The organism is Glutamicibacter sp. AOP38-B1-38 (assembly GCF_052377485.1).
Classification (GTDB): domain Bacteria; phylum Actinomycetota; class Actinomycetes; order Actinomycetales; family Micrococcaceae; genus Glutamicibacter.
This window is the reverse complement of the sequence record NZ_JBQSWU010000113.1, coordinates 1-259: the sequence shown is the minus strand read 5'-3', so window position 1 is coordinate 259 and position 259 is coordinate 1. Positions and strand designations below refer to the sequence as shown.

Below are 259 nucleotides of genomic sequence, written 5' to 3'. Positions count from 1 at the left end.
CGGGCTGGACTGGGACTACCCGATCGAGGCGCAGGAGAACGGGAACTCCTTCATGCGCCATTCCCGGGCCAAGGTGATGGGCGGGTGCTCGAGCCATAATTCCTGCATCGCGTTCTGGGCGCCGCGCGAGGACCTGGACGAATGGGAATCGAAGTTCGGGGCCACCGGCTGGAATTCGGCGATGGCCTACCGGCTGTATCAGCAGCTGGAGAGCAATGAGGACGCCGGGCCGGAGGCCCCGCACCACGGGGATTCGGGT

At 66.0% G+C, this 259-nt stretch carries 1 protein-coding gene; it reads left to right on the top strand.

Annotated elements, in window-relative coordinates; translation table 11 throughout:
- Positions 1-259: GMC family oxidoreductase N-terminal domain-containing protein (locus ACT3TP_RS18830; protein WP_444621305.1), on the top strand; the 259-nt coding region annotated here is incomplete at both ends.